At 65.9% G+C, this 23,241-nt stretch carries 26 protein-coding genes; 14 read left to right on the top strand and 12 right to left on the bottom strand.

All coding sequences use genetic code 11. The features are described from left to right. Positions 1–106: 106 nt before the first annotated feature. The 3 genes from BG023_RS02220 (at position 107) to BG023_RS02210 (ending at position 1,985) form a co-directional block, all read left to right on the top strand. A complete protein-coding gene (locus tag BG023_RS02220; protein WP_069309011.1) occupies positions 107–640 on the top strand; it encodes a CarD family transcriptional regulator in 534 nt (177 codons plus the stop codon). A 120-nt stretch (positions 641–760) separates the two neighbouring features. Next, positions 761–1,612 carry a head GIN domain-containing protein gene (locus BG023_RS02215; RefSeq protein ID WP_069309010.1) on the top strand — a complete coding sequence of 284 codons (852 nt, stop codon included), beginning with the start codon at positions 761–763 and terminating at the stop codon, positions 1,610–1,612. Positions 1,613–1,652: 40 nt separating this feature from the next. Next, positions 1,653–1,985, top strand: a complete 333-nt coding sequence (locus BG023_RS02210) for a hypothetical protein (protein WP_069309009.1) — start codon at positions 1,653–1,655, stop codon at positions 1,983–1,985. Here the strand turns inward: BG023_RS02210 and BG023_RS02205 are convergent. After that, positions 1,982–2,899: an L-threonylcarbamoyladenylate synthase gene (locus BG023_RS02205; protein ID WP_069309008.1), complete on the bottom strand. Its 918-nt coding sequence runs from the start codon at positions 2,897–2,899 to the stop codon at positions 1,982–1,984. The genes BG023_RS02210 and BG023_RS02205 overlap by 4 nt on opposite strands. Positions 2,900–2,973: 74 nt before the next feature. On the opposite strand from BG023_RS02205, the gene BG023_RS02200 reads away from it, so the two are divergent. Beyond that, a complete protein-coding gene (locus tag BG023_RS02200) occupies positions 2,974–4,716 on the top strand; it encodes an acyl-CoA dehydrogenase (RefSeq protein WP_069309007.1) in 1,743 nt (580 codons plus the stop codon). Position 4,717: 1 nt separating this feature from the next. Further along, complete coding sequence (locus BG023_RS02195; RefSeq protein ID WP_069309006.1) at positions 4,718–5,533, top strand: DUF815 domain-containing protein; 816 nt, start codon at positions 4,718–4,720, stop codon at positions 5,531–5,533. Here the strand turns inward: BG023_RS02195 and BG023_RS02190 are convergent. After that, entirely contained in the window at positions 5,530–7,008 is a 1,479-nt protein-coding gene (locus BG023_RS02190) for a PQQ-dependent sugar dehydrogenase (RefSeq protein WP_069309005.1), read from the bottom strand. The genes BG023_RS02195 and BG023_RS02190 overlap by 4 nt on opposite strands. A 63-nt stretch (positions 7,009–7,071) precedes the next feature. On the opposite strand from BG023_RS02190, the gene BG023_RS02185 reads away from it, so the two are divergent. Together BG023_RS02185 and BG023_RS02180 are read left to right on the top strand one after the other, a co-directional pair. Then, positions 7,072–7,572: a GAF domain-containing protein gene (locus BG023_RS02185; RefSeq protein WP_069309004.1), complete on the top strand. Its 501-nt coding sequence runs from the start codon at positions 7,072–7,074 to the stop codon at positions 7,570–7,572. A gap of 107 nt (positions 7,573–7,679) precedes the next feature. After that, entirely contained in the window at positions 7,680–8,546 is an 867-nt protein-coding gene (locus BG023_RS02180; protein WP_069309003.1) for a hypothetical protein, read from the top strand. Between the two features lie 45 nt (positions 8,547–8,591). Here the strand turns inward: BG023_RS02180 and BG023_RS02175 are convergent, their stop codons facing one another. The 6 genes from BG023_RS02175 to BG023_RS02150 all read right to left on the bottom strand — a co-directional run bounded on the left by BG023_RS02175 (position 8,592) and on the right by BG023_RS02150 (position 14,614). Further along, complete coding sequence (locus BG023_RS02175; RefSeq protein WP_069309002.1) at positions 8,592–9,569, bottom strand: ParB/RepB/Spo0J family partition protein; 978 nt, start codon at positions 9,567–9,569, stop codon at positions 8,592–8,594. Continuing rightward, positions 9,566–10,342: a ParA family protein gene (locus tag BG023_RS02170; protein ID WP_069309001.1), complete on the bottom strand. Its 777-nt coding sequence runs from the start codon at positions 10,340–10,342 to the stop codon at positions 9,566–9,568. Before BG023_RS02170 ends, BG023_RS02175 begins: the two co-directional genes overlap by 4 nt. 57 nt (positions 10,343–10,399) lie before the next feature. Then, positions 10,400–11,026, bottom strand: coding sequence for a 16S rRNA (guanine(527)-N(7))-methyltransferase RsmG (gene rsmG / locus BG023_RS02165; protein ID WP_069309000.1), 627 nt, complete (start codon positions 11,024–11,026; stop codon positions 10,400–10,402). Then, a complete protein-coding gene (gene mnmG, locus BG023_RS02160) occupies positions 11,023–12,873 on the bottom strand; it encodes a tRNA uridine-5-carboxymethylaminomethyl(34) synthesis enzyme MnmG (protein WP_069311069.1) in 1,851 nt (616 codons plus the stop codon). The genes rsmG and mnmG overlap by 4 nt, the downstream gene beginning before the upstream one ends. Positions 12,874–13,054: 181 nt before the next feature. Next, on the bottom strand, positions 13,055–14,350 hold the full coding sequence (gene mnmE / locus BG023_RS02155) for a tRNA uridine-5-carboxymethylaminomethyl(34) synthesis GTPase MnmE (RefSeq protein WP_069308999.1): 1,296 nt from the start codon (positions 14,348–14,350) through the stop codon (positions 13,055–13,057). A 9-nt stretch (positions 14,351–14,359) separates the two neighbouring features. Further along, the gene (locus BG023_RS02150; protein ID WP_069308998.1) at positions 14,360–14,614 is read right to left on the bottom strand and encodes a DUF6489 family protein; all 255 of its coding nucleotides are present in this window, start codon (positions 14,612–14,614) and stop codon (positions 14,360–14,362) included. Between the two features lie 111 nt (positions 14,615–14,725). Between BG023_RS02150 and BG023_RS02145 the strand changes: the two genes are divergently transcribed. Both BG023_RS02145 and BG023_RS02140 read left to right on the top strand, forming a co-directional pair. Further along, positions 14,726–15,424 carry a dienelactone hydrolase family protein gene (locus BG023_RS02145; RefSeq protein ID WP_069308997.1) on the top strand — a complete coding sequence of 233 codons (699 nt, stop codon included), beginning with the start codon at positions 14,726–14,728 and terminating at the stop codon, positions 15,422–15,424. Beyond that, positions 15,421–15,822, top strand: a complete 402-nt coding sequence (locus BG023_RS02140) for a nuclear transport factor 2 family protein (protein ID WP_069308996.1) — start codon at positions 15,421–15,423, stop codon at positions 15,820–15,822. The genes BG023_RS02145 and BG023_RS02140 overlap by 4 nt, the downstream gene beginning before the upstream one ends. 4 nt (positions 15,823–15,826) lie before the next feature. On the opposite strand, the gene BG023_RS02135 is transcribed toward BG023_RS02140, so the two are convergent. The 4 genes from BG023_RS02135 to hemE all read right to left on the bottom strand — a co-directional run bounded on the left by BG023_RS02135 (position 15,827) and on the right by hemE (position 19,207). Then, positions 15,827–16,219, bottom strand: coding sequence for a BLUF domain-containing protein (locus BG023_RS02135; protein WP_069308995.1), 393 nt, complete (start codon positions 16,217–16,219; stop codon positions 15,827–15,829). Positions 16,220–16,280: 61 nt separating this feature from the next. Continuing rightward, positions 16,281–17,546 carry a transcription termination factor Rho gene (rho, locus tag BG023_RS02130; protein WP_069308994.1) on the bottom strand — a complete coding sequence of 422 codons (1,266 nt, stop codon included), beginning with the start codon at positions 17,544–17,546 and terminating at the stop codon, positions 16,281–16,283. Between the two features lie 195 nt (positions 17,547–17,741). After that, on the bottom strand, positions 17,742–18,185 hold the full coding sequence (locus BG023_RS02125) for a CopD family protein (RefSeq protein ID WP_069308993.1): 444 nt from the start codon (positions 18,183–18,185) through the stop codon (positions 17,742–17,744). A gap of 5 nt (positions 18,186–18,190) precedes the next feature. Beyond that, entirely contained in the window at positions 18,191–19,207 is a 1,017-nt protein-coding gene (hemE, locus tag BG023_RS02120) for a uroporphyrinogen decarboxylase (protein WP_069308992.1), read from the bottom strand. Positions 19,208–19,539: 332 nt separating this feature from the next. Between hemE and BG023_RS02115 the strand changes: the two genes are divergently transcribed. The 5 genes from BG023_RS02115 to dnaQ all read left to right on the top strand — a co-directional run bounded on the left by BG023_RS02115 (position 19,540) and on the right by dnaQ (position 23,192). After that, a complete protein-coding gene (locus BG023_RS02115) occupies positions 19,540–20,385 on the top strand; it encodes a pyruvate, water dikinase regulatory protein (RefSeq protein ID WP_069308991.1) in 846 nt (281 codons plus the stop codon). Continuing rightward, the gene (locus BG023_RS02110) at positions 20,382–20,981 is read left to right on the top strand and encodes a Maf family nucleotide pyrophosphatase (RefSeq protein WP_069308990.1); all 600 of its coding nucleotides are present in this window, start codon (positions 20,382–20,384) and stop codon (positions 20,979–20,981) included. Before BG023_RS02115 ends, BG023_RS02110 begins: the two co-directional genes overlap by 4 nt. After that, positions 20,978–21,835, top strand: a complete 858-nt coding sequence (aroE, locus tag BG023_RS02105; protein WP_069308989.1) for a shikimate dehydrogenase — start codon at positions 20,978–20,980, stop codon at positions 21,833–21,835. The genes BG023_RS02110 and aroE overlap by 4 nt, the downstream gene beginning before the upstream one ends. After that, entirely contained in the window at positions 21,832–22,416 is a 585-nt protein-coding gene (gene coaE, locus BG023_RS02100) for a dephospho-CoA kinase (RefSeq protein WP_069308988.1), read from the top strand. The genes aroE and coaE overlap by 4 nt, the downstream gene beginning before the upstream one ends. A 62-nt stretch (positions 22,417–22,478) precedes the next feature. Next, entirely contained in the window at positions 22,479–23,192 is a 714-nt protein-coding gene (gene dnaQ / locus BG023_RS02095; RefSeq protein WP_069308987.1) for a DNA polymerase III subunit epsilon, read from the top strand. Positions 23,193–23,241 lie beyond the last annotated feature (49 nt).

Raw genomic sequence — 23,241 nt, 5'->3', positions numbered from 1 at the left:
GCTCCCGGCGCTTCGCCTTATTGCAAGGCAGGGTCGCGCCGCCGGGATGATTGTCCGCTCTCCCGCTGGGACCAAGCCTTCGGAATGGCCAAAGGAAGGAACTTGCATGGCAAGCACCGCAAACGCATTCACTGTCGGCGATTACGTTGTCTACCCGAAGCACGGCGTGGGCCGTGTGGTCGAGCTGCAGAGCGAGGAAATCGCCGGCATGCAGCTGGAGCTCTATGTTCTGCGCTTTGAAAAAGAGCGCATGACCCTGCGGGTGCCGGTCAACAAGGTCGAAGCGATCGGGATGCGCAAGCTGTCGTCCGACAAGACGCTCAAGCAGGCCATGGAAACGCTCAAGGGCAAGCCCAAGGTGAAGCGCACCATGTGGTCGCGCCGCGCGCAGGAATACGAAGCGAAGATCAACTCGGGCGACCTCGTGTCGATCGCCGAAGTGACCCGCGATCTGTTCCGCCCCGAAGACCAGCCCGAGCAGAGCTATTCGGAGCGCCAGATCTTCGAAGCCGCCTCGAGCCGACTCGCCCGCGAACTCGCGGCGATGGAAGAGACCGACGAGCAGACCGCGCTCGGCAAGATCCTCCAGGTGCTGCGCGAGCACGCGCCCCAGTATTACGAAAGCGCCGAGGAAGCCTGAGGCTTCTGCGTTTCGCAAGACATCAAGGGCTGCCCCCGCCGGGGCGGCCCTTTTTGTTTGTGTCGGACTGCGGGGTGTATTATATCAGCAATACGCCGTAGGCTTCCAGAGAGAGATTGCATGACCCAGCCCATCCTCACGCGTCCACTCCTTACCCGCATGGCACCGGCTGCGCTGCTGCTGCTCGGAACCGCGCTGGCAGGCTGCGATGGATCGAGCATGCAGATCAATGATCAGGACGGCGTGCCGCTGTCCGAAATCGAAATCGCCGGCCCCCCGCCGAGCGAGATCGTCCTCGCATCGGGTGACACGGTGATCGTCAAGGATGGCGATACCTTCGCCATCACGGTCGAAGGGCCGAACACCGATTCCTTGCGCTTCGTGCGTGACGAACGCACCATCGGCATCATGCGCGAGGAAGGCTGGGACGGCCCGAACAACGCCACCATCCGCATCACGATGCCGCCGCCCAAGAATGTCGTGATCGCCGGCGCGGGCACGATTCAGGCGCAATCGCTCGCCACCGAATCCGATGTTTCGATCGGCGGCACCGGCGACGTCACTTTCGGCACAATCGCCGCCGAAAAGCTCGGTATCAACATCGGCGGTAACGGCACGATCAAGGGTGCGGGCACGGTCAAGTCGCTCGAAATCACGATCGGCGGCAACGGCGATGTCGAAATGCCCGGGCTCAAAGCCGACAAGGCCGAGGTGACGATCGGCGGTGCGGGCGATATCGCCTTTGCCTCGGATGGAGAGGTTGAAGCCACCATTGCCGGCGCAGGCGATATCAACGTAGCGGGCAACGCCAAATGCACCGTCAACGCTTTCGGTTCGGGCACGCTGAACTGCACCCCGACCAGCGCAGGCACTTCGGCCGCAATCCCGGCGCCCGATCAGGTCGCAGCGCCCACCGCGCCTGCCGCACCCAAGGCACCGGCTGCCCCGGTTGCGGCCAAACCCGCGCAATAGCGTTTGCAATCCGGTAAGGTGCGCGCGACATAATGCGTGCATGCGCGCGCCTAACCTTGCCCTGCTGATCCTCGCTGCCGTCGCCCTGCAAGGCTGCGTCGCCAAGGCCGTGGCGAGCGTTGTGACGCTGCCCGTGCGTGCGGCCGAGGCGGGCTTCGATGCCGCGACCACCACCCAGACCGAAGCCGACGAGGACCGCGGCCGCGCGATCCGCAAGCGCGAGGAGCGGATGGGCCAGCTCGAACGCGAATATGGCAAGGCGATGGAGCGTTGCGGCGACGGCGATGACGAGGCCTGCGACCGCGCCCAGGCGATCCGCGCCGAGATGAAAGCGCTGCTGCCCGGAATCCCGGTCGAGCCCGAGCGCGATTAGGCCGCAGCCCGCCGCAAGCGGTCGTTGATCGCGCGGCCCACGCCTTCCTCCGGCACAGGGGCGACCGCGATGCGCGGCTGCGGGGCATTGGCCGCTTCGTGCAGGCAGGCATAAAGGCGGGAGGCCGCTTCCCCAAGATCGCCGCTGGTCGAGAGCGTCACATCGCCCGCTACCGCTCCGAACCCGATCAGGAATTCGTCCGCTTCGGCCTCCACCGCACCAAGCCGCACCGGTTTGCCCGGCGCATAGTGGCTGGCGAGTTGTCCGGGAGCCTCAATGCTCTTGCCTTGCCCCCGCGTGCCGAGCTGGAGCGGGCCAGGGCGCAGTTCCTCGATGCTCCCGTCGGCGCGCACCGCAACGATGGTCGATTCCACCCCCGCGCTGGTCGCCCCGCCGTCGAGCACCATGTCGATCCGGCCGTCGAGCGAGGCGAGTACGTGGGCTGGCGTGGTCGGGCTGATGAAGCCCGAACGGTTGGCCGAAGGGGCGGCGAGCGGAAAGTCGAGCCGCTCGAGCAAGGCGCGCATCGCCGGGTGCGCGGGCGCGCGCAGGGCGACGGTCGGCAGGCCCGCTGTCACCGCTTCGGCCAGCCCGGCATTGGCGCGGCGCGGCAGCACCAGCGTCAGCGGGCCGGGCCAATGCGCCTCGGCCAGCGCGCGGGCTTGGGGAGAGAACTCGGCATAGCGCTCGGCCTGCGCCACGCCGGCGACGTGGACGATCAGCGGGTTGAAATCGGGGCGACCCTTCGCGGCATAGATCTTCGCCACCGCCTCGGCGCTGTCAGCCCGCGCGGCGAGGCCGTAGACCGTCTCGGTCGGCACCGCGACAAGCCCGCCCGATTCGAGGCAAAGCGCCGCTGCCGCGATCCCCTCAGGCCCTGCCAGCCGCACTTCCGTAACGTTCTTGCCGCTCATGCCCCGGCGCTATATTCGTTTGCCCGCCCTGCCAAGAGCAGGGCCGCTTTACACCTCCGAAGGATGCCCCCGAAGTGACCCCCTTTACTCCGCCGACCGCCGACCAGCTGCTCGCCATCCGCGTCAACGCCGGGATCGAAGAGCTGGCGGCGACCGAACGTTTTGCCCATGCCGAAGCCGATCTGGTCGAAGCGATAGTGGAAGGCGTGGGGCAGTTCGCGGCCGGAGAATTCGCACCGCTCAACCGCAAGGGCGATCTGGAAGGCGCGCGCCTCGAGAACGGCCGTGTCCGCCTGCCCGACGGGTTCGACAGCGCCTACAAGGCCTATGTCGAGCAGGGCTGGAACGCGATTGCCTCTCCAGCAGCCCACGGCGGACAAGGCCTGCCCTTCACCCTCGCCTGCAACGTGCTCGAGAACCTCGGCGCGGCCAACATGGCCTTCACCCTGCTGCCGATGCTGTCGGTCGGCGCGATCGAGGCGCTGGAGCATCACGGCAGCAAGGATCAGCAGGCGATGTACCTGCCCAAGCTGGTGAGCGGCGAATGGTCGGGCACCATGAACCTCACCGAACCCGCCGCCGGAAGCGATGTCGGCGCGCTTCGGAGCACCGCCGAGCCGATCGAAAGCGGCCCCCATGCGGGCAAATACCGCATCACCGGCCAGAAGATCTACATCACCTGGGGCGAACATGATCTCGCCTCCAACATCATCCACCTCGTGCTCGCCCGCCTGCCGGGTGCGCCCGAAGGATCGCGCGGGATCAGCCTGTTCGTGGTGCCGAAGTATCACGTGAACGCCGATGGCAGCCTCGGCCCGCACAATGACCTTCGCTGCGTCAGCCTCGAACACAAGCTCGGGATCAACGCCTCGCCCACCTGCGTGATGAGCTATGGCGACAATGGCGAATGCATCGGCGAACTCGTCGGCCAGCCCAACAAGGGGCTCGCGGCGATGTTCACGATGATGAACAACGCGCGCATCAATGTCGGCAACCAGGGCGCACAGATCGCCGAGCGGGCGACCCAGCAGGCGCTCGCCTATGCGCGTGACCGGGTGCAGTCCGCCCGCGCCGGCTCGCCCGACAAGAACCCGGTGGCGATCATCGAGCATCCCGACGTGCGCCGCATGATCCTGCGCATGAAGGCGCTGACCGAAGGCGTGCGCGCGCTGCTCTACTACTGTGCGGGGCAGGTCGATCGCGGCAATCTGGGCGACGAAGCGGCGAAGGCCCGGGGCGAGATCGTGGTGCCCATGCTCAAGGCGTGGGGCACCGATGTCGGGGTGGAAGTCTCCGGCCTTGGCATCCAGATCCACGGCGGGATGGGCTTTGTCGAGGAAACCGGCGCGGCGCAGCACTGGCGCGATTCGCGCATCGCCCCGATCTACGAAGGCACCAACGGGATCCAGGCGGCCGACCTTGTCACCCGCAAGCTCGGGCTGGAAGGCGGCGAGGCGCTGGTGACGCTGTTCGAAACCATCGCCCGCGAGGCGGACGAGGAATTCGCGCTTTCGGCCCTTGCGCGCGATTGCGCCAATGTGGCGCGCTGGATGCGCGACGATGCGAGCCTCGATGATCGCCTCGCCGGAAGCGTGCCCTTCTGCACGATGGCGGCCGTGGCGGTGGCCGGATGGCAGTTGATGAAGCAGGCGCAGGCCGTGGCAGCCGGCGCAGCGCCGGAGCTCGCGGCGACCAAGCCGGTGACGGTGCGCTTCTTCCTCGACCGGATCGTGCCTGAAGCCGCAGGTCTCAAGGCCGGGGCCACGGCGGGCGCGGATCTGCTCTACGCCCTCCCCGCCGAAGCGCTGGTCGGCTGAGGTGGAGACCGGCGGGGAACTCGCCCGGATCGCTGCCGCGCTTGAGCGGCTCGCGCCCCCGCCTCCGCCGCCGACCGATTGGCTGGCCGCCCCCGCCTATGTGTGGGAGGGCGAGCGGGCGCGCAGCGTTCCGGTGATGGATGCGTTGCCGCTCGAAGCACTGCACGGCATCGATGCTCAGAAAGTCGCGCTGCGCGACAATTGCGCCCGGCTTGCCGGCGGCGCGGCGGCGCATGACGTGCTGCTGTGGGGCGCGCGCGGGATGGGCAAATCGGCGCTAGTGCGCGCCTGCGTGGCGGACGTGCAGCGAGAGACGGACGGCCTCGCCCTCGTCCAGCTCGCCCCCGGCACACTCGCCAGTTTCCCTGCGCTGGTTGCCGAGCTGGCGCAGCAATCGCGCGCCTTCCTGCTGTTCATCGACGATCTCGGCTTCGGAGACGACGGACGCACGGAAATGCTGGCATTGCGGAGCCTGCTCGACGGCGGGGTCGCCCCGCGTCCGGCGCATATCCGCATCATCGTCACCGCCAACCGCCGCAGCATTGTCGAACGCGAGGATACCTCCGCCGCACTCCACGAGCGCGACGAGCGCGACGATGCGCTGGCGCTGGCCGATCGCTTCGGGCTGACGCTGGGCTTCCACCCGGCGGACAAGGACACCTACCTCGCCATCCTCGCAAGCTACACCGCGCCGCTCGGCCTCAGCTTCGATGCCGAGGAAGCGATGGCCTACGCAATCCAGCGCGGCAACCGCTCGGGACGGACCGCGCTGCAATTCGCGACCGAACTCGCCGGGCGCGCGGGAAAACGCCTTTAGTTGACCTTCTGCCCCGCCTGCTGGCGCAGATAATCCGCCTGGAAGGCCGCGCGGGGGTCCTTCAGCGCGCGGGCAGGCATCCGCTCGCCTTGCAGACGGCCGATCGCGGGCGCCGGAGCCGCCGCAGGAGCACGCACGCGCCAGATGATCCCGGCGGTATCGTCCGACACCAGCAGCGCGCCGTCACCCGCCCATTCGACCCAGGTCGGGCGGCCGCGCGTGGTGCCATCCGCCTTGAGGAACCCGGTCAGCACCGGCTTGGGCTTGCCCACCGGATTGCCGCGATCATCGAAATCGACGAACACCACATCATAGCCCGAAGGCGGCTTGCGGTTCCACGATCCGTGCCGCGCGATGAAGGCCCCGCTGGCGAAACCTTCGCCCATCCGGTCGCCTTCCTTGCTGAACACCAGCCCCAGCGCCGCGACGTGCGGGCCGAGCGCGAATTCGGGCTTACGGACATATTCCATCAGGAAGCGCGGCATCGGCTCCTTCACCCGGCGATCGATGTTGGACTTGTAATAGACCCAAGGCCAGCCGTACTGCGCGCCCACCGGCACGTTGGTGAGGTAATCGGGCACAAGGTCCGAACCGAGCATGTCGCGCTCGTTCACCGTGGTCCACAGCTCACCCGTCCACGGGCTGAAGTCCATCCCGTTGGGGTTGCGCAGGCCCACACCGAACTGGCGCTGGCGACCTTTGACCAGATCATATTCCCAGATCATCGCCCGGCCTTCCTCGATCTTCATGCCCGATTCGCCGATATTGCTGACCGAGCCGACCGCGACATAGAGGCTGTTGCCATCGGGCGAGAGTTCGAGGTTCCGCATCCAGTGCCCGCCGCCGCCCGGCAGGTCCATCAGCTTGCGCGGGGCGCCGGTGACCTTGTCGCTGCCGAGCGCATAGGGGAAGGCCAGCACGGCGTTGTGATTGGCAACGTAGAGCGTCCCGTCCTTCCAGCTGAGGCCCGAGGGCGAATCGAGACCTTCGGCAAGGATCACCTGCTTCACCTCCGCCGAGCCGTTGCCGTCGGCATCGCGCAGCAGCACGATCTGGTTGGGGGATTCGCCCGTCGCGCCCGCCTTGGTCAGCATCTTTTCGGCAATCCATCCCTGGATCTTGTCCATGATCCCGCCGCCTTCACCGTCCTGTGCCGGAGCGCGGGTGAGCGAAACCAGAATATCGCCATTGGGCAGCGCATAGAGCGTGCGCGGATGCTCCAGCCCCTCGGCAAAGCGCGCCACTTCGAGGCCCTTGGCCGCCGTCGGGGCTTCACCTTTGGCCCAGCCCACCGGCTCGGCGATCTGCACCGTGGGGACGCTTTGCGGATCGCCCTCCTTCAGCACCGGATCGGTGCCGGCGACCTCTTCCACCGAAAGTTCGGCGGTGTCTCCACGGGTGAGGAACCAGAAGCCCCCCGCGCCGAGCAAAAGAATGATCCCGAGGGTGATTGCGAATTTGCGAGAAATGGCCATGTGGGCGTGGATAGAACCGGCTCGCCCCGGCGGCAACACACAAGCGTTGAAAGCACCATTGCGATGTATGATTTCAAGCCCGATGCGGCGCTCGCGCCGGAAGAGCGCTACCGCGAACTGCTCGGTGCGGCCGATGCCCTGACGGGGGGCGAACCCGACACGGTCGCCAATATGGCCAATGTCGCGGCGCTGCTGTGGGATTACCTGCCCGATCTCAACTGGGCCGGGTTCTACCGCGTCGGCCCCGCCAAGTCGGGCGGGGCGGACGAGCTGGTGCTCGGCCCGTTCGTCGGGCGTCCGGCGTGCATCCGCATCCCCTTCGGCACCGGCGTGTGCGGCACCGCGGCGCAAAGTCGCGCCACGCAACTTGTCGAGGACGTTCATGCCTTCCCCGGCCACATCGCCTGTGATGCCGCGAGCCAATCGGAACTGGTGGTGCCGGTGCTGCGCGATGGCGCGGTGATCGCGGTGATCGATCTCGACAGCCCCCGCCCCGCGCGCTTCACCCAGGCGGACGCGGCCGGGATAGAGGCGCTCGCGGCGCTGCTGTCCACGCGCATCTGATCGGCCCGAAACGGGACAGCGCGCATAGCCCGCTTGGGCGCGGCGGGGAGTCGGTGGTAAACCCCATGCTAACCATAGCCGCACCTGCGGCGACAAGGGGGATTACCATGCGCCTGCCGCTCCGCACGCTTACCAGCCTTGGCGTGATCTTGCCTGTTCTGGGCCTGTCATCGCTTGCAAATGCTCAGGATTACAGCGGCTTGCCGCCGCTCGCACCGATGAGCAAGGCCGAGGTGCAGGCGCTGCCGCCCGAATATCGCACCGCACCGGTGATGGCCGTGGTCGAAGAGACCGTGACGGTTGAAAACGGGGTCGAAACCATCACCCGCACACGCCGGATCGATCATCCGCACGCGCGGCCGGCTGCGCCGCACGCCGCGCCGCATGCTTTTCCGGCGATGGGCTATGCGCCCGCCTACGCTCCTGTCGTGTTCGAGCGCGAGCAGTGGCTCGCCGAATGCCGCCGCCGCGTCGACATGCGTGAGGATGACGATGACGGCGTGATCATCGGCGGCTTGCTCGGCGCGCTGGTTGGCGGCGTCGCGGGCTATGGAATTGCCGGCGCGGGCGACCGCGTGCTCGGCTCGGTGCTCGGCGTGGGCGGCGGCGGGTTGATCGGCGGCCTCCTCGGCAGCCTGTTCGATGGCGACGACGACGACAACCGCTACGACTGCGAAGGCGCGCTCGACAGCTACCTGTCGCAAACCGCCGTGCCCGCGGGCGAGCGCATCGCCAGCCGCACAATCGCCTATCCCGCGCCCTATGCCTATCAGGGCTATGGCTATCCGATGGCCTATGGCTACAGCTACGCCCCGCCGCCGCAGATGGTGCTGGTGCCGGTGCGTACCGAAGTGCAGCAGCAAGCCGTTGTGCGCGAAACCGTGCGTGAGGAACGCTATATGGTGCCGGGTGCTGCGCGCGAGATTCCGCTGCCGCCCAAGCCCTCGCCCAAGATGATCAAGGGTGGCCGGTAAGGCGCTCTAAACGGGAGTCGCGCCGCGCGACTCCCGCCTGCAATCTCAGAATTCGCCGCCGGTCAGGCGCTGGCACAGCAGATCGAGCTGATCGAGCGTGGTGTAGCGGATCGTGATCGTGCCCTTGCGCGGATCGGCTTCGGGCTTGATCTTCACCCCCAGCCCGAGGAACTCCTCGAGGTGCTGCTGCACGGCGACAATGTCTGCATTTTCCGTGCCTTGCGTGTAGGTCGCGCCGGTCACCGGCTTGGCCTCGCGCACGATCGGCTTGCGCGTCAGCGTTTCGAGATCGCGCACCGAAAGCCCTTCGCTAACCGCGATTTCGGCGAGTTGGCGGGCGTCTTCATGGCCGATCAGCGTCTTGGCGTGACCGAAGGAGAGCTTGCCCTGCTCGACCAGCTCGAGCACCGGCTCGGGCAGGCTCATCAGCCGGTGCATATTGGCGATGTGGCTGCGCGACTTGTCGACCAGCTTGGCGATCTCGACCTGGGTCATGCCCTCGGTATCGGCCAGGCGGTGATAGGCGCGCGCTTCTTCGACGGGGTTGAGATCCTCGCGCTGGAGGTTCTCGATCAGCGCCAGCGCCATCACCTCGCGTTCGGAAAGGTTGCGGACCAGCGCGGGGATTTCATGCAGCCGTGCCCGCTGCGCCGCGCGCCACCGGCGTTCACCGGCAACCAGTTGATATCCCGTGCCTTCCGGGTGCGGGCGGACGATGATCGGCTGGATCACCCCGCGCGCAGAAATCGACGAGGCAAGCTCGTCCAGCGCGGCATCGTCGAAATGCTTGCGCGGGTTGCCCGGCAGCGGCCTGATGCTTGCGAGCGCCAGCATCCGCAGGGGCGATGCACCGGGCGCAGCAGGCGCGCTTTCGGCCGCCGGCTCTTCGCGCCGCACCAGCGGTTCTTCGCGGCGGGTCTCACCCAGCAAGGCACCAAGCCCCCGGCCCAGACGCCGCGGCTTATCCTCGCCGCCGCGAGAAATATTCGTAATATCAATCGGTTGCGTTGAATTATCGGTCATGCCGCCTGTCTTTCTGCGGGAAAGCGCCCGATCAGCTCGCGGGCCAGCGCCATATAGGCGCGGCTGCCGGTGCAATGCTGGTCATAGATCAGCGCCGGAAGCCCGTGGCTCGGCGCTTCGGACAGGCGCACGTTGCGCGGGATCACCGTATCGAACACCAGCTTGCCCAGGCAATCGCGCACGTCGTCCGAGACCTGATCGGTCAGGCGGTTGCGACGATCGAACATGGTCAGCGCCACGCCAATGATGCCGAGCTGCGGGTTGAAGCGCTGCTGCACCTGATCGACCGTCTGAAGCAGCTGGCTCAGCCCTTCGAGCGCGAAAAACTCGCACTGGAGCGGCACCAGCAGCGTATCGGCGGCGCACAGCGCGTTCAGCGTCAGCAGCCCGAGCGACGGCGGGCAATCGATGAAGCAGATATCATGCCCGCCATGCGCCGACAGCGCCTTGTGCAGACGGTGGGTGCGGCCCTCGACCGCAACCAGCTCGACCTCGGCGCCCGAGAGATCGACTGTCGCCGGAATGATATCGAGGCGCGGAATCGCGGTCGGCACGATTGCCGAATCGAGCGACACCTCGTCGACCAGCAGATCATAGCTCGAAACCTCGCGCGCCGAGGAATGCACGCCCAGCCCGGTCGAAGCATTGCCCTGCGGATCGAGGTCGATCAGCAGCGTGCGCCAGCCGGTTGCGGCCATCGCGGTGGCGATGTTGATCGCGGTGGTGGTCTTGCCCACTCCGCCCTTCTGGTTGGCGATCGCGATGGTCAGCATGGAGGTTTCGTCCTTCCCGCAGCCGGATTCGCATGAAATCCGAGCGTGTTTCGCGTGTCAGGCCTTCACAATGATCCCCGCCTCGGGATCGGTCAAGGAATGTTCCACGTGGAACATTTCTCGAATCGAAGGCTTTAGCTCCCCCAATTCCTGCGCCGCAGAGCGGCCCTTGGGCAAGACATAGACGGTCTGCCTTGTGGAGAAGGGTGCGGACAAGGCGAGGAGTTTTGGAAGCGGAGCAAAAGCGCGTGCCGAAATGGCGCGGGCGGCAAAGGGCGCAACCCGCTCCAGCCGCTGGCCTTCCACGCGGCATTTACGCAGATCGAGCGCGGCGATGCAGCGGTTGAGGAACTCCACGCGCCGCGCCCGCGATTCGACCAGCACCACCGGCATATTCGGATGGAGCGCCGCGATCACCAGCCCGGGAAAGCCCGGCCCGCTGCCGAGATCGAGCCACGGCCCGCCCGCATTCGCCGAAAATGTTCCACGTGGAACATTTTGCGTGAGCTGCGCCGAATCAGCGATGTGGCGCTGCCAGATATGCGGCTCGGTCGCCTTGGCGATGAGGTTTTGCTGCTGGTTCTCCTCCAGCACCAGCGCGGCAAAGGCCTCAAGCCGCGCCATGCCCTCCACATCGGTCAGCCCGGCGACATAGGCGCGGGCTTCGTCTTCGGTCGTGATCATGCCGCGATCCTGCGCCGTGCGTGGACCAGCAGCGCCGAAAGCGCCGCCGGCGTGACACCCGGCACCCGCCCCGCCGCCGCAAGCGTGCCCGGTGCAGCCTTGGTCAGGCGTTCGACCATCTCGTTAGAGAGGCCCGGAACCTCGCTATAGGGGAAGTCCGCCGTCAGCGGCAGCGCCTCGCTCGCGCGCAGATCGCGCAGCTCGGCATCCTGCCGCGCGAGATAGGGCGCGTAGGCAGCATCCTCGGCCATTTCCTCGGCGAGCAGCGGATCGCGCGCGGTCACTTCAGCCAGCCACGGGGCGAGCGCCTCGGGGGTCACCCCGTCATAGCGCAGCCACTCGGCGATCGACTTTTCGCCGTGATCGCGTCGCACCGGCAGACCGAGATCGGCAAGCTCGCGGGCGTGGACCTTCCGAGAATGTTCCACGTGGAACATTTTGCGCGTCTCTTCGCGGCGTTCCCACCAGGCGCGACGCTCCGCACCGATGCAGCCCGCTTCGACGCCGAGGCCGGTAAGACGCGTCGCCGCATTATTGGCGCGCAGGCGCAGGCGGTATTCGGCGCGGGCGGTGAGCATCCGGTAAGGCTCCGACACGCCCTGAAGCGTCAGATCGTCCACCATCACCGCAATGTAGCTGTTCGCACGGTCAAGCGCGGGCGCAGCCGTGCCGAGCGCCGCTGCCGCCGCTTCCAGCCCCGCGACAAGACCCTGCGCGGCGGCTTCCTCGTATCCGGTGGTGCCGTTGATCTGCCCCGCGCAATAGAGGCCCGGGATCGCGCGCACCTGCAAATCCGGCGTCAGCGCGCGCGGATCGATATGGTCATATTCCACCGCATAGCCCGGCTGCACGATCACCACGCGCTCGCAGCCCGGCATGGTCCGCACGACGGTCTCCTGCACATCGACAGGGAGCGAGGTGCTGATGCCGTTGGGATAGACGAGGTGCGAATCCAGCCCTTCGGGTTCGAGAAAGACCTGATGGCCCTCGCGGTCGCCGAAGCGGTGGATCTTGTCCTCGATCGAGGGGCAATAGCGCGGCCCCGCCGCCGCAATCGCGCCGGAGAACAGCGGTGAGCGGTGGAGATTGGCGCGGATCGCATCGTGGCCCGCCTGGGTGGTGCGGGTGATGGCGCAAAAGACCTGGGGATTGACGCGGGCGGGCGTCAACGGGGACATGGTCCACGCCTCACCGTCCGACGACTGCTCTTCGAGCACCGCCCAGTTGATCGTGCGCCCGTCAAGCCGCGGGGGCGTGCCGGTCTTGAGGCGCGCCATTGGCAGGTCGGCCCCGCGCAACTGCTGGGCGAGGCGCTTGGCAGCATTCTCGCCGATGCGCCCGCCTTCGAAGCGCTCCTCCCCGCGGAACAGCACCCCGCCCAGGAATGTCCCGGTGCAGAGCACCACGCGTGATGCTTCGAGCAGTGTGCCGTCAGCCAATTCGAGACCCGCGACCTTGCCGCCTTCGAGCTTCAGCGCCGCCGCCTCGCCCTGCACCAGCGTCAGATTGGGCTGTGCGCGGACCATCGCCTGCACCGCCGCCTTGAAGCGTACCCGGTCGGCCTGCACACGCGGGCCCCACACGGCGCTGCCCTTGGAGCGGTTGAGCATCCGGTAATGGATTGCGCCCGCATCGGCAGCGCGGCCGATTACCCCATCGAGCGCATCGACCTCGCGCACCAGATGGCCCTTGCCGAGGCCCCCGATGGCCGGATTGCAGCTCATCGCGCCGATAGCGTCGAGGTCAAAACTCACCAGCGCCGTGCGCGCACCCATCCGCGCCGAAGCACAAGCGGCTTCGACCCCGGCGTGACCGCCGCCGATAACGAGGACATCGAACAGGTGCATGATGGGGCCGCAAATAGGGTGCGCGCGGCGCTGCGTCATCCAAAATGTTCCACGTGGAACATTCCGGCGGGGCAAAATCAGTCCTGATTTGTGAACCAATGTTCCACGTGGAACATTGGTATGCGATTTGAAACTAATGTTCCACGTGGAACATTTTTGGCGATTTGCTCACTTGCCCCACTCACTTACCGATGCAGAACCGGCCGAACAGCGCGTCGAGCATATCCTCGGTGGTGGCGCGGCCGATCAGCCGGTCGAAGGCGAGCCGCGCACGGCGGAGTTCCTCCGCGACGAGCAGCGGGTCGCGCAAGGCCTGCGCCGCCTCCAGGGCCTCAGCCGCTTCGCAGAGCCGCGCGTGCTGCCGGGCGTTGAGCGCCGCCTCGCCCGGCTTGGGGAGCGCCGCACGGGCCGCATCGGCCAGCGCGTGCTTGAGTTCCGCAACCCCCACCCCCGTCACCGCCGAGAGCGTAAACCGCGCCGCCTGCTTGGGCGCGAAGTCCGCCCGGTCGGCCTGCGCGGCGATTTCCCAGGCATCCGCCGGTCCCTCGCCCTCTGGCCCGAGCCACAACACCACATCGGCGCGGGCGAGCTCGGTCTTGGCGCGATCAATGCCGATAGCCTCGATTTGGTCGCCGCTAGACCCGTCCTCGACCTCCCTCAGCCCCGCCGTATCAACGAAGGTGAACGGCACCCCGGCAATCGCGACCGAGCGTTCGATCACATCGCGGGTCGTCCCGGCGATGGGCGAAGTGATAGCCGCCTCGCTCTCGACCAGAGCGTTGAACAGTGTCGATTTCCCGGCATTGGGCGGCCCGGCCAGCACGATGCGGACCCCCTCCCCCAACCGCTCCGAACGCGGACGGGCGAGCCACTCCACCAATTCACTCGCCAGCGGCAAAATGTTCCACGTGGAACATTTTTCGAGATCGGCGGCATCTTCCTCGTCGGAGAAGTCGAGCGCGGCTTCGACTTCGGCCGAGAGGCGCAGCACCTCATCACGCCAACGCTCCACCTGCCGCGAGAGCGCCCCGCCCGCATTGGCGAGCGCGGCGGCGCGTTGCAGCTCGGTCTCTGCGGAGAGCAGGTCGCCCAGCCCCTCGGCTTCGGCGAGGTCGATCCGGCCATTGGCGAAGGCGCGGCGGGTGAACTCCCCCGGTTCGGCGCGGCGGGTGTCGGGCACCGCGGCAAGCGCGGCCTCCACCGCAGCGATCACCGCGCGGCCGCCATGGCAGTGCAATTCAGCGAGGTCCTCGCCCGTCGCGGTATTCGGCCCGGGGAACCACAGCACCAGCGCCTCGTCGAGCAGCGCCCCCTCCGCATCGCGCAGCCGCGCCAGCGAAGCGCGCCGCGGTTCGGGCAGGCGCCCGGCGAGCGCCGCCAGCGCCGCCCCCGCTCCGGCTCCAGAGATCCGGATCACCCCGATCCCGGCCGGCGGCGCACCGCTCGACAGCGCGAAAATGGTCGGGGCAAGCGTCATCGAAAGCGTTTAGTCGCTCTTCTTGCCTGCGCCCGAAGCCGCCTTCATCCCGCTTTCGACAAAGCTCTGGAACATCTTCAGGCCAACCTGCCCCATCGGCGCCAAGGCCGACGCATATTGTTGTAATTGTTCGGGATTTGAGACGCCGCGCATCGCCTTGGCGATATTGTCGACATAGATCGAATTGGCCGCTGACACGTCGGGCAGGCCGAGGAAGTTGCGCGCTTCTTCGGGGGTGCAATCGACTTCGATGGTGATCTTCATGGGCGTGCCTCTCCTGTCCCGCCTGTGACCCGTTCATTTGCGCTTGGCAGGCGGGCAAGGCAAGAGATAGACCGCACGCGACCACGAAACCCATGAGAGAGAGTCCCCGCCATGAGCCTCAACACGACGATCCCCACGCTCGAAGGTGATGCCAGCTTCGGCGCCTATGTCGCGCAGCCCGCCGGAACCGCGCGCGGGGCGATTATCGTCATTCAGGAGATCTTCGGGGTGAACCCCGGCATCCGCCAGAAGTGCGACAAGCTGGCCGCCGAGGGCTATCTGGCGGTCGCGCCAGACCTGTTCTGGCGCTTGCAGCCGGCAACCTCGCTCGATCCCGATGTCGAGGCGGAGTTTACCCAGGCGCTCGATCTGATGGGCAAGTTCAACCAAGACGCCGGCATCCGCGATATCGAGGCAACCATCCACCACATCCGCCGCACGCTCGGCGTCGCCAAGGTCGGCTGCGTGGGATACTGCCTCGGCGGTCGTCTGGCGTTCATGACCGCCGCGCGCACCGATATCGACGCAAGCGTGGGCTATTACGGGGTCGGGATCGACGGGCTGCTGGGCGAAAAGCACGCGATCGCGCATCCGCTGATGCTGCACATCCCCACGGCTGACGGCTTTGTTCCACGTGAAACACAGGAAGCGATGCATGCCGGGCTCGATGATCACCCCAAGGTGACGCTCCACGATTACGAAGGGCTCGACCACGGCTTTGCGACCGAAACCGGCAAGCGCCGCCACGAGGAAGCCGCCAACCTCGCCGACAGCCGCACTGCGGCCTTCTTCGCCGAGCATCTGGGATGAGCGCGGTGCACCCCGGCCTCGCCCGCTGGCACGCCTATATGGAAAGCGAAGGCGATCCGGCGCAGCTTTCGGCGCTGATCGCGGATGATTGCGTGTTCCATTCGCCCGTGGTGCACACCCCGCAGGCGGGCAAGCCGGTGGTGATGGCCTACCTCCTCGCCGCCGCAAAAGTGCTGGGGAACGACAGCTTCCACTATGTCCGCGAACTGGTGGACGGCGACGAGATGATGCTCGAATTCGTCACCGAGCTGGACGGGATCAGCATCAACGGGATCGACATCATCCGCTTCAATTCCGAAGGGAAAATCATCGATTTCAAAGTGATGGTGCGCCCGCTGAAGGCGATCAACAAGGTCTGGGAAATGATGGGCGCCCAGCTCGCCGCAGCGAAGGGCTGAGCGGCTAGTTCAGCACCGCGAAGTTGACGATCATCTTGCGGATCTCGGGATCGAGGTCCTGCGGCAGATCGCGTTCGAGCATTTCGCGGCGGTTGGCGATGCTTTCGGCGATCATTACCCGCTTCATCGCCCAATCAGGGCAGGCGCGGGCCGGAATCGCCCGGCGATCGAGCACCGATACGCCCGAATGGCGCGGATCGGCGGTGATCGTCTCCATCAGCGCAGACACCTCGCTATCCTCGCCTTCGAGCAGCTGGAGGAAATTGCGACCGTTGAACAGCAGCAGGCCGGTGATGCCGCGCGCCGGATTGTTGCGCGCGCTGGTGGCCAGGATCGAGTCCACCTCCTCGCGCGGCAACGTCGGCGCGGTGCTGATATAGAGATACTGACTGAGCACTTCGTGTGATCCTCCCACACGACGCCCTGACCGATCCCGAAGCCAGAGCGCGCGGCGATTCTTACTGGTTCATGGTATCGAAGAAATCCGCGTTGGTCTTCGAATCCTTCATCTTGTCGAGCAGGAACTCCATCGCATCTACGGTGCCCATCTGCATCAGGATGCGGCGCAGCACCCACATCTTGGAGAGCTTGTCCTTCTCGACCAGCAGCTCTTCCTTGCGGGTGCCGGACTTGCCGACATCGAGCGCAGGGAAGATGCGCTTGTCCGCGACCTTGCGGTCGAGCACGATTTCGCTGTTACCGGTGCCCTTGAACTCTTCGAAGATGACTTCGTCCATGCGGCTGCCCGTGTCGATCAGCGCGGTGGCGATGATCGAGAGGCTGCCGCCTTCCTCGATGTTGCGCGCGGCGCCGAAGAACCGCTTGGGCCGCTGGAGTGCGTTGGCGTCCACACCGCCGGTCAGCACCTTGCCCGAGGACGGAACCACGGTGTTGTAGGCGCGGCCGAGGCGCGTGATCGAATCGAGCAGGATCACCACGTCATGCTTGTGTTCGACAAGGCGCTTGGCCTTCTCGATCACCATTTCGGCGACCTGCACGTGGCGGTTGGCGGGCTCGTCGAAAGTCGAGGAGATGACCTCGCCCTTCACGCTGCGCTGCATGTCGGTGACTTCCTCGGGGCGTTCGTCGACCAGCAGGACGATCAGGAACACCTCGGGGTGATTGTCGGTAATCGCGCGGGCGATGTTCTGGAGCAGCACGGTCTTACCCGTACGCGGCGGGGCGACGATCAGGGCGCGCTGGCCCTTGCCCTGCGGCGCGATGATATCGATCACCCGCGCGCTCTTGTCCTTCACCGTCGGATCGAAGCTGTCGAGCGTCAGCTTCTGTTCGGGGTAAAGCGGGGTGAGGTTGTCGAAATTGGTCCGCAGACGCACCGCATCGGGGTCATCGAAATTGACCTTGGAGAGCGTGGTCAGCGCAAAGTAGCGCTCGCCATCGCGCGGCGCACGGATTTCACCTTCGACGGTATCGCCGGTGCGCAGGCCCCATTTGCGGACCTGGTTGGGCGAGACATAGATATCGTCCGGCCCGGCGAGATAGTTCGCTTCGGGCGAGCGCAGGAAGCCGAAGCCGTCCTGAAGCACCTCGATGGTGCCGATGCCCATGATCTTTTCTTCGTATTCCTCGTCCTCGGCGAGTTCGCGCAGGATGCTGAACAGCAGATCCTGGCGCCGCATGGTCGAGGCGCCTTCAACGCCCAGTTCTTCCGCCATCGCGACCAGCTCGGCCGGGGTTTTGCGCTTGAGGTCCTTGAGATGCATGTCTTTGTATTTCCGAAAGTCAGGAGTGGCCGGATGGTCAGTGCCGCCGTGGGAAGGCGGTGCCCCATGGATCAGGGGCTGGGCTTGGAGAAAGCAGACCGTGCTGGAGCGCTGCTGCGCTCCGGTACCCGGATAGGTGATGCCGAATTAGGAGCGCGCGGGCGCAAGGTCAATCAGCGATTGCAGGCGCGGGCGTCAGAACGGCTTGAGGTAAACCAGCACCACAATCAGCACCAGCAGCAAACCCGGCACTTCACCAATCATGCGCAGCTGCTTTTCGGTGAGCGGCCGCTCGCCGCGGGCCATCTTTTTGGTCTGCGCGACCAGCCAGCCGTGATAGCCGGTCATCGCCAGAACAAAAGTCAGCTTGGCATGGAACCAGCCCGAGGTGAACCAGCCGCCCGACCAGGCCATGCTGAGGCCCAGCGTCCAGACGATGATCAGCGAAGGCGTAAGAATGATCTTGCGCAGCTTGCCCATGCGGGTCGCCCACTTCGCCTCGCCCGCCGATCCCGGTACGTGATCGAGCATGTAGATGCACTGGCGCGGGAGCATGAACAGCCCCGCCATCCAGAACACCATGAAGATCACGTGCCCTGATTTGAGGAACAGGTAGATCGACGAGAGCAGCTCCTGCATGTCGCTTAGCCCCTGAGCGCGGCGAGCAGATCCTCGACGTGGGAAATCGGCGTGTGCTGGCCGATTCCGTGGCCGAGATTGAAGACATGCGGACGATCCTCGAAGGCCCGGATGATCGTCTTGACGCGCTCGGGCAGCGCCGGACCGCCGGCTTCGACCAGCAGCGGATCAAGATTGCCCTGCACCGGCATGCCTTCCGGCAGGCTCGCGTGCGCCCAGGCAGGATCGAGCGTCTCGTCGAGGCCGACTGCGTCCACGCCCGTCTCGCGCGCATAGGCCGGCAGCTTCGCGCCCGCGCCCTTGGGGAAACCGATCACCGGGGTATCGGGATGGGTTTCCTTTAGCTTCGCCGTGATCGCCGCGTTGGGCGCCACAACCCACTTTTCAAACTGGTCGGGCGCTAGGCTTCCGGCCCAGCTATCGAACAGCTGCACCGCTTCGGCGCCGGCATCGATCTGGCCGCGCAGATAGGTCACCGAGACATCGACGATCGCGTCGATAATTGCCTGAAGATGCGCCGGATCGCGATAGGCCAGCAGCCGCGCCGGGCCCTGATCCTTCGAACCTTCGCCTGCAATCATGTAGGTCGCGACCGTCCAGGGGCTACCCGCAAAGCCGAGCATCGTCACTTCCGGCCCGATCATCGAGCGGGTGAGGCGCACGGTTTCGTAAACCGGCTCGAACCGCTCGAAAGCGAGGGTGAAACTGTCCAGCCCGACTTCCAGCAGCGTCGGCGAGAGGTGCGGGCCTTCCCCAGCGAGGAACTGCAAGCCCTGCCCCATCGCGTGCGGCACGATCAGGATATCCGAAAACAGGATCGCGCCATCAAACCCGAAGCGCCGCAGCGGCTGCACGGTGATCTCGGCCGCGGCCTCGCTGTCATAGACGAGTTCGAGAAACCCACCCTTTTCGGCGCGCAGTTCGCGATATTCGGGCAGATAACGCCCGGCCTGGCGCATCAGCCAAACGGGGGCACGGTCCTGACGGACACCTTTGAGCGTATCGAGAAGCGGACCGGGCATAGGGTTCCTTTAGACAAAACAATTCAAATTATAAAAGGACTGATGGAGTCTGTTGGCCCTGTGGAAAGCGGGAATTACCAGCCCTTGCCGGATTACCCCCAACCCTAACAGGCCCAATCACCCCCCAGCGAATCCGCACGGATTGGACGTCAAGCCAGCTTTATCCCCACTATTCCCAGCCTGTCGACAACACTTGTCCCGTGTGGGCAAATACCCCGAGGAAATGGCTGTCAGCGGGCATGAAAATTGCTCCCCTGCTTGTCCGCATCTGCCTCCCGTGGTTTATGCCCCCATCTGTCCACAGCCCGAGCGGACTGCGAGCGCGAATCTGCATGAACCGACTCAACCTGCACCTTGTATCGGATTCGACCGGCGAGACGCTGGAAATGATCGCCAAGGCGGCGCTCGCGCAGTTCGACGATCCGGCGGTCAATCGCCACTTCTGGCCGATGGTGCGCTCGCTCCAGCATCTCGACCGCATCGTCACCGATCTCGCCGCGCATCCGGGCCTCGTGCTCTACACGCTGGTGAACCCCGAAACCCGCCAGCGGCTGGAAGAGCACTGTCGGCATCTCGGCCTGCCTGCCGTGCCGGTGCTCGATCAGGTCACTGCGGCGCTCGAGGCGCAGCTGGGTCAGGTGGCGCATGGCCGCCCCGGCCGCCAGCACATGATGGATGAGAGCTATTTCAAGCGGGTCGAGGCGATCCAGTACACCATCGCACATGATGACGGGGTGGGATACGAGGACTGGGAACAGGCCGACATCATCCTTGTCGGCGTGTCGCGTTCGTCCAAGACGCCGACGAGCATCTATCTCGCCAACCGCGGCTACAAGACCGCCAATATCCCGCTGGTGGTCGAAAGCCCGCCGCCTTCGGTGCTGTTCAGACTGCGGCACCCGCTGGTGGTGGGCCTGACGACGAGCCCCGAACGGCTGGTGCAAATCCGCCGTAACCGCCTGCTCTCGCTGAACGAGGCGACCGAGACCGCCTATGTCGATAACGACCGCGTGAAGGCCGAGCTGCAATTCGCCCGCCGGATGTTTGCCGATAATGGCTGGCCGGTGATCGACGTGACCCGCCGCTCGATCGAGGAAACCGCCGCAGCGATCATCCGCCTCGCGCAGGAACGCGACCGCAAGCCCGCGAGCGAAGGTGGTGTCGGACAGCCGATATGAGCGCGCCCGTTCGCTTGATCCTCGCCAGCAAATCCGCCTCGCGCCGGGCGATGCTCGATGCGGCGGGTGTGGCTTACGAGAGCATCCCTGCCGATATCGACGAGCGTGCGGTTGAGGCCGGGCTGGCGGGCGCGACTCCGGCCGAGATTGCCGAGGCGCTCGCCGTGGCCAAAGCGGCAGCGGTCGCTGCGCTCAACCCGCAAGCGCTAGTGCTGGGTTCGGATTCGCTGGTGGTCGCGGGCGGGCGGCGCTTCGACAAGCCGCGTTCGCGCGAGGAAGCGGGCGAGCATCTGCGGTTCTTCTCCGGCAAGGTGATGGAGCTCCACTCCGCCGCTGCGCTGGTGAAAGACGGCGGGTGCGAATGGAGCCACATGAGCCTCGCCCGCCTGCACGTGCGCGAATTGTCGGAAGATTTCATCGCTCACTATCTCGACCTTGAATGGCCCGAGATCGGCTACACCGTCGGCGCGTTCCGGATCGAGGGGCTGGGGGTGCAGTTGTTCTCTTCCATTGAGGGTGACCAGTTCACCGTGCTCGGGATGCCGCTGCTGCCGCTGCTCGGCGCGTTGCGCGAGGAGGGGGTGCTGATCGCATGACCCGCCCCTATGCCGAAGTGATCGGCGATCCCATCGCGCAATCGAAGTCGCCCGCGATTCACGGCTTCTGGCTCGCAAAACTCGGGATCGATGCCGACTACCGCGCCCATCATGTCCGGCCGGAAAACCTTGCCGACTACATCGCCGCGCGGCGCGCCGATCCGTTGTGGCGCGGGTGCAATGTCACCATGCCGCACAAGCAGGCGGTGATGGCGCTGGTAGACCGGATCGAAGCCCCCGCCGATGTGATCGGCGCGGTCAACACGGTCATGGCGCAGGGTGACGGCACGCTGGCGGGGACCAACACCGATGCCGCAGGCTTCCTCGAACCGCTTACGCAAGAGCTCGCTCAGACCCATTACTTCCGCATGGCACGGATCATCGGCACCGGCGGCGCGGCGCGGGCGATCATCACCGCGCTGGCTGGACAGGGCTTCACGCTGGTTGTCGCCGGGCGCGATCCGGACAAGGCGCGCGCTCTGCTCGATGAGCTCGCGCCCAAGGGCGAACACCACGCGATCAACCTCGCGCATTTTGCCGACCCGACCGACTTTCCCTTCGATGACCGCGAAGGGTGCTGCGATCTCGTCGTCAACGCCACCTCGCTCGGGATGGCGGGGCAGCCGCCGTTGGTGTTCGACTGGAGCCATGCCCCGCCGCGCGCAATCGCCTATGATATCGTGACCCATCCGCTCGAGACCCCCCTGCTTCAGGCGGCACGCGCGGCAGGCCACCACACCATCGACGGGCTTTCGATGCTGATCGGGCAGGCGGCGGTCGCTTTCGAGCGGTTCTTCGGCCAGCCCGCCCCGCGCGAGCACGATGCTGAACTACGCCGGATTTTGACTCAATGACCCGTCCCACCATCATCGGCCTCACCGGCTCCATCGGCATGGGCAAATCGACTGTCGCCGCGATGTTTGCGGAAGCCGGAATCCCGGTGTTTGACGCCGATGCCGAAGTGCGCGCGATGCAGGGGCCGGGCGGCGAGCTCGTGCCCGCGATCGAGGCGGCCTTCCCCGGATCGACCGGCCCCAATGGGGTCGACCGCGACCGGCTCGGCCACCAGGTGTTTGCCGACAAGGCGGCGCTGGCGCGACTCGAAGCGATCGTTCACCCCGCAGTGGCGGCAAAGCGCGCCGCTTTCCTCGAACGCCATCACGACAAGCGCGCGGTGGTGTTCGACATTCCGCTGCTGTTCGAACGCGGCGGGCACGAATCGGTCGATCGCATCGTGGTCGTCTCCGCGCCGGAAGCGGTGCAGCGCGCCCGCGTGCTCGCCCGCTCGGGCATGACGGTCGAAAAATTCGAGCACATCTACGGTCTGCAACTGCACGATTCGGAAAAGCGCGCACGGGCCGATCATGTGATCGATACCGGCACCAGCCTCGATCAAACCCGCGCGCAGGTGGCGGAATTGATTGCGACACTTTGATTAGGCCAGATTGATTCAAGCACCTCTTGCAAGACTCGCGGCATGGGCAGATAGTGCCGCAAATGCGTGAAGTGATTTTCGACACTGAAACCACCGGACTCGATCCCAAGACGGGGGATCGGATGGTGGAAATCGGATGCGTCGAAATGATCGGTCGGGTCGAAACAGGCCGCACGTTCCACGCCTATTTCAATCCCGAACGCGATATGCCGATCGAGGCGGAGCGCGTGCACGGCCTCAGCGCCGCATTCCTCGCCACCAAGCCGCGCTTTGCCGAAACAGTCGACGAACTGCTCGACTTTCTGGGCGATGCCCCGCTGGTCGCGCACAATGCCGGGTTCGACTTCGGTTTCCTCAACAACGAGCTGCAACTGATCGGCCGCGAGGCGATCGCGATGGAGCGGATGGTCGATACCGTCGCCATCGCGCGCAAGAAGCATCCGGGCTCCAAGCTCAGCCTCGATGCGCTGTGCACCCGCTACGGGATCGATCGCAGCCACCGGGTCAAGCACGGCGCGCTGCTCGATGCCGAACTGCTCGCGCAGGTCTATGTCGAACTGACGGGCGGTCGGCAGATCGGACTGGGGCTGGTCGGCGACGATGCCGGCGCCGGGCCTGACAGCAACGTCACCACCTTCACACCCAATGCCCCGTGGCATCGCCCGTCAGGCGATCGTCCACGGCGCGAACCTCGCCCCCATGTTGCCAGCGCGGAGGAGCTGGAACGCCACAAAGCCTTTATTGCCGGAATCGATAACGCGATCTGGACCCGCTGAAAGTCATGCGGGGTCCGGAACAAAGTATCGGGATCCTCATCACGAGACG

Origin of the sequence: Porphyrobacter sp. LM 6 (assembly GCF_001720465.1) — a bacterium.
Taxonomy (GTDB): Bacteria; Pseudomonadota; Alphaproteobacteria; order Sphingomonadales; family Sphingomonadaceae; genus Erythrobacter.
Note: the sequence above shows the minus strand (reverse complement) of the source record. Positions and strands in the feature narration are given on the sequence as shown.

Excerpts from the sequence above, each read along its gene's own strand:
- dnaQ (WP_069308987.1), top strand. The coding sequence starts at position 22,479 with ATGCGTGAAGTGATTTTCGACACTGAAACCACCGGACTCGATCCCAAG.
- BG023_RS02140 (WP_069308996.1), top strand. The coding sequence starts at position 15,421 with ATGAGCGCGGTGCACCCCGGCCTCGCCCGCTGGCACGCCTATATGGAA.
- BG023_RS02150 (WP_069308998.1), bottom strand. The coding sequence starts at position 14,614 with ATGAAGATCACCATCGAAGTCGATTGCACCCCCGAAGAAGCGCGCAAC.
- BG023_RS02125 (WP_069308993.1), bottom strand. The coding sequence starts at position 18,185 with ATGCAGGAGCTGCTCTCGTCGATCTACCTGTTCCTCAAATCAGGGCAC.
- BG023_RS02180 (WP_069309003.1), top strand. The coding sequence starts at position 7,680 with ATGCGCCTGCCGCTCCGCACGCTTACCAGCCTTGGCGTGATCTTGCCT.
- BG023_RS02145 (WP_069308997.1), top strand. The coding sequence starts at position 14,726 with ATGAGCCTCAACACGACGATCCCCACGCTCGAAGGTGATGCCAGCTTC.
- rho (WP_069308994.1), bottom strand. The coding sequence starts at position 17,546 with ATGCATCTCAAGGACCTCAAGCGCAAAACCCCGGCCGAGCTGGTCGCG.
- BG023_RS02190 (WP_069309005.1), bottom strand. The coding sequence starts at position 7,008 with ATGGCCATTTCTCGCAAATTCGCAATCACCCTCGGGATCATTCTTTTG.
- BG023_RS02220 (WP_069309011.1), top strand. The coding sequence starts at position 107 with ATGGCAAGCACCGCAAACGCATTCACTGTCGGCGATTACGTTGTCTAC.
- BG023_RS02210 (WP_069309009.1), top strand. The coding sequence starts at position 1,653 with ATGCGCGCGCCTAACCTTGCCCTGCTGATCCTCGCTGCCGTCGCCCTG.
- BG023_RS02110 (WP_069308990.1), top strand. The coding sequence starts at position 20,382 with ATGAGCGCGCCCGTTCGCTTGATCCTCGCCAGCAAATCCGCCTCGCGC.
- hemE (WP_069308992.1), bottom strand. The coding sequence starts at position 19,207 with ATGCCCGGTCCGCTTCTCGATACGCTCAAAGGTGTCCGTCAGGACCGT.
- aroE (WP_069308989.1), top strand. The coding sequence starts at position 20,978 with ATGACCCGCCCCTATGCCGAAGTGATCGGCGATCCCATCGCGCAATCG.
- BG023_RS02185 (WP_069309004.1), top strand. The coding sequence starts at position 7,072 with ATGTATGATTTCAAGCCCGATGCGGCGCTCGCGCCGGAAGAGCGCTAC.
- mnmE (WP_069308999.1), bottom strand. The coding sequence starts at position 14,350 with ATGACGCTTGCCCCGACCATTTTCGCGCTGTCGAGCGGTGCGCCGCCG.
- BG023_RS02175 (WP_069309002.1), bottom strand. The coding sequence starts at position 9,569 with ATGACCGATAATTCAACGCAACCGATTGATATTACGAATATTTCTCGC.
- BG023_RS02215 (WP_069309010.1), top strand. The coding sequence starts at position 761 with ATGACCCAGCCCATCCTCACGCGTCCACTCCTTACCCGCATGGCACCG.
- mnmG (WP_069311069.1), bottom strand. The coding sequence starts at position 12,873 with ATGCACCTGTTCGATGTCCTCGTTATCGGCGGCGGTCACGCCGGGGTC.
- coaE (WP_069308988.1), top strand. The coding sequence starts at position 21,832 with ATGACCCGTCCCACCATCATCGGCCTCACCGGCTCCATCGGCATGGGC.
- BG023_RS02170 (WP_069309001.1), bottom strand. The coding sequence starts at position 10,342 with ATGCTGACCATCGCGATCGCCAACCAGAAGGGCGGAGTGGGCAAGACC.
- rsmG (WP_069309000.1), bottom strand. The coding sequence starts at position 11,026 with ATGATCACGACCGAAGACGAAGCCCGCGCCTATGTCGCCGGGCTGACC.
- BG023_RS02115 (WP_069308991.1), top strand. The coding sequence starts at position 19,540 with ATGAACCGACTCAACCTGCACCTTGTATCGGATTCGACCGGCGAGACG.
- BG023_RS02205 (WP_069309008.1), bottom strand. The coding sequence starts at position 2,899 with ATGAGCGGCAAGAACGTTACGGAAGTGCGGCTGGCAGGGCCTGAGGGG.